The sequence below is a fragment of the Sphingobium sp. genome, from assembly GCF_035511395.1.
GTDB lineage: Bacteria > Pseudomonadota > Alphaproteobacteria > Sphingomonadales > Sphingomonadaceae > Sphingobium.
Window position 1 is genome coordinate 1 of the sequence record NZ_DATKFP010000018.1, and the last position, 3,296, is coordinate 3,296.

Genomic DNA, 3,296 nt, shown 5'->3' on the forward strand with positions numbered 1-3,296 from the left:
GCCTGGGCTTCGACGAGATCAGCGCCGGCAATCTGCTGCTGGTCGACGAAGACCTCAACGTCCTCCACGGGCACGGCATGGTGATCTACGGCCATATGGGCGACGGCAACGTCCACTTCAACCCGCTGCGTCCCAGGGACCAGCCCGCCCGGGACTTCCTGGCGCAATGGTATGAACCGGTCTCCGCGCTGGTTGACGGCATGGCGCACGCGGAAAACGGCTCGATTTCCGCCGAGCACGGCATCGGCGTGGCCAAGCGCGACGACCTGGCGCGCTACAAATCGCAGGTGGAGCTGGAACTGATGTGGCAGGTAAAGCAGGCGCTCGATCCGCTGAACCTGCTCAATCCGGGCAAGGTGCTGCCGACCCCGGCGCGCTAGTCTCCCCCGGGCGCGGGCAGGGCGCGCGTGGCAGGAATCGTCCAACTGGGCTAAGGTGTCAGCTATCCAGAACGCGCCGGGCCGGGGCATCGCTGCCCACGGTCACGGCTCACAGCATGGCCGGCCCACCGGCCCAGACACCGATGACCGCCCAATCCCCCGACATCGCGCTCGCAGCTGCCCCCATCTCCCTGCAAAAACCCGAACTCGACTATCCCTGCGGCGACGCCCCCGAACCCGGCCAGGCCCGGGAAGTCGCCCCCGGCGTGCTGTGGCTGCGCATGCCGATGCCGCTCGGCCTGAACCATATCAACCTGTGGGCCATCCGCGATGGAGACGGCTGGGCCGCCGTCGATTCCGGCCTGCAGACCCCCGAAACCGCGCAGGCTTGGCGCGCACTGTTCGCCGACGGCGGCGCGCTCGACGGCGGGCTGACCCGCCTGTTCGTGACCCATATGCATCCCGACCACATCGGCATGGCCGGCTGGCTGACCGGCAAGTTCGACTGCCAATTGTGGATGACGCGGCTGGAATACCTGATGTGCCGCGTACTCGCCGCCGATACCGGTCGCGCCGCCCCGGACGACGCCATCGCCTTCTATCGCAAGGCCGGCTGGGACGACGAGGCGATCGAGGTCTACCGCACCCGCTTCGGCGGCTTCGGCAAATATGTCCACGCCTTGCCCGAGAGCTTCCGCCGGCTGTCCGATGGCGATACCGTCCGCATCGGCGCGCACGACTGGCAGGTCATCGTCGGCACCGGCCATTCCCCCGAACACGCCTGCCTGTACTGCCCGGCGCTGAAACTGCTGGTATCGGGCGACCAGGTGCTGCCGCGCATTTCGTCCAACGTATCGGTGTTCCCGACCGAGCCCGATGCCGACCCGATGGCCGACTGGCTGGACTCCCTCGACAAGGTGCGCGCCGCCGTGCCGGACGATGTGCTGGTGCTGCCCGCGCATAACGAACCGTTTCGGGGGTTGCATGCGCGGATCGACTATCTGCGGGCTAGCCAGATGCAGGCGCTGGATAGGTTGCGCGGGGCGTTGGTCACGCCGAAGCGGGCGGTGGATGTATTCGGTGAACTGTTCTCGCGGCCGATCACTGGGAGTGGCGGTTTGCTGGGGATGGCGACGGGGGAGAGTGTCGCGCATTTGAATTACTTGCTGGCGCGGGGGGAGGTGGTGCGGGAAGTAGGGGATGGGCAGTGCTACTGGTACCGGATGGTCTGACCGGGAGTCGTTCCTGTAGATCCTGTGCCTTCCCTTTCCTTGCCACAGTGTTGGCGGCCTGCAACGGGTCGCCGCCTCCCTCAGGCTGATGGCAAGCGCGGCTGAGCAGTCCGCCGATGGGTTCGGCGCGGGAGCGAGGTGTCGATGTGAATCCGATTGCAATCAGCAAGGGATTCATGACGGCCAACAATAGCCTCGGTACGGCGCATTGCTGGTTTCGGCGCTAGTTCAAATGGCGCGTATGTACCCGGGTACTAGCAACTCACTGCTGCAGGACTGTATTTCTCGTCAAGTTCATTGAGGACTTTACTTTTAGGCACTCAAGCCCAAGAAATTTGCACGTCGATATGTTTCCGTAGAAACAACCAAGGCGAGTGCGTCATAATATATTCGAAATTTATTTTCTCGCGAATCAGCATGTAAAATTCTTGGATTACTATTTTTATAATTAATGTATTTTATAAAGGACATTATAGGATCTCGCTGAACAAATGTTGATCTGGCGCAAAATTGCTGATCGGCATTTTAATCAGACAATTGCCTACTTTTTGTTACATTCTATTTGGAACCCTTCTGCGGCGCGGATTGCCGGGTGAAGGATAGGCCGCACGAAAGGGTATCGCTGGTCGACTGAAAGCCACAAAGTGCGCTTTCAAGTGACGTCATCCCCCTTGTGGGGGAGAAGTTGTATTTTGTTACCGGATGTTGCGCCACGCGCTCCGTACGCTTATTATTGCGCCCTGCAAAAAGTAAGTGGCCGCAGAAAAGCGGTCGGGGTCAGCAAAAAACAGAAGCGAATAATGAGCGCAGCAGTTCGGGAAAGTGTTGAGGGCGCGGGGGCGGAGAGCTTGGTGGCAGGGATGGGCCAGCACCGGGCCAACGCCATGGCGACGGGAATTCATGATCAGGGCATGCCGGAATTGATTCCGGCTAGCCTCCAGCACCAATTCGTTCCCAAGTGCAGCTTGGTCCACGTTTGCGTCGACATCGCAGATAGCCGCGACCTCCTGCAATGAGCCGGACTTCAGTCCGGTCGGACGTCTCCATCGCAGTTTCCGTATGGCGAGCGCTGTTCCTTCGCGAGGCCAGCGCGCGCCTGGCCGGCGCGCGGGCGGCCTGGATCTGGATCCTGCTCGAGCCAGCGGCGCACATCATTTTCCTGATGGTGGTGTTCGGCGTGATCAGGCATCAGGTCCGGCAGGACGCGAACATCGAAGTGTTCATCCTCGTCGGCGTGTGGGGATTCTTCCTGGTGCGCAATATCGCGCAACGGGGCATGGAAGCCATCAACGCGAACCAGGCCTTGTTTTCGTACCGCCAGGTACAGCCGGTCGACACGGTGCTGGTACGCGCCACGGTCGAGGCATTCCTGTATGTCATCGTCGGCGCCGTGCTGCTCGCCGCACTGGCGTTGCTCGACATCGATGTGCGGCCCGCCGATCCGCTGCTCGTCATGTGGTCCGCATTCCTGCTGTGGGCGTTCGGGCTGGGCCTCGGCCTGATGTTTTCCGTCATCGGCACACTGTTGCCGGGCCTGGGCAAGCTCATTCGCATCGTCTTCACGCCGCTCTACTTTCTTTCCGCGGTCATGTATTCGGTATCGAGCATGCCGAGGGGCATGCGCGACGTCGTGCTGGTCAACCCGATCACGCACGGTCTTGAAGCCATGCGCGGCGGCTGGTTT

Annotated in this window: 3 protein-coding genes; all 3 read left to right on the forward strand. The window is 61.7% G+C overall.

The window, feature by feature from the left end:
- Positions 1-380: FAD-binding oxidoreductase (locus VMR39_RS00780; RefSeq protein ID WP_325413393.1), on the forward strand; the 380-nt coding region annotated here is incomplete at its 5' end.
- Between the two features lie 116 nt (positions 381-496).
- Positions 497-1,612, forward strand: a complete 1,116-nt coding sequence (locus VMR39_RS00785; RefSeq protein WP_325413395.1) for an MBL fold metallo-hydrolase — start codon at positions 497-499, stop codon at positions 1,610-1,612.
- Between the two features lie 1,012 nt (positions 1,613-2,624).
- A partial coding sequence (locus VMR39_RS00790) for an ABC transporter permease (RefSeq protein WP_325413397.1) occupies positions 2,625-3,296 on the forward strand: 672 nt, incomplete at its 3' end.